Source organism: Dellaglioa sp. CoH-57-MRSF-18 (assembly GCF_056781995.1).
In genome coordinates this window covers 1-291 of the sequence record NZ_JBXAXX010000193.1, presented here as the reverse complement: position 1 = coordinate 291, position 291 = coordinate 1, and the positions used below count along the sequence as shown (strand labels likewise).

Genomic DNA, 291 nt, shown 5'->3' with positions numbered 1-291 from the left:
CCATGATTCTATATCGCGGCGGTGACAACTATTTGGACCCAAAAACGACCCACGCGTGGGTCGTTTTCCAAACCGCATGGGCCGAGGCCCTGAAGGAATACGGCCAATGAAATATGATGATATAAAGTGGCCTGTAGTCGATTCCACAATGCTGGGTGCGGCTCGAAGCTATTTCGAACAGACATTCAGGCCCAATAACGTGGCGCAGCACTGGAATGCGGCTGCTGAGCAGTATTCGGTAGAAATGGTCCAACGCCTGTGGGAAACTTTCCTCATGGGATGGTATTCGAA

The 291-nt window shown here is 51.2% G+C and carries 1 protein-coding gene; it reads left to right on the top strand.

Going from position 1 to position 291, the window contains the following annotated elements:
* Window positions 1-106: 106 nt before the first annotated feature.
* On the top strand, window positions 107-291 hold a 185-nt coding region (locus AC1RPG_RS08685), incomplete at its 3' end, for a hypothetical protein (protein WP_481762585.1).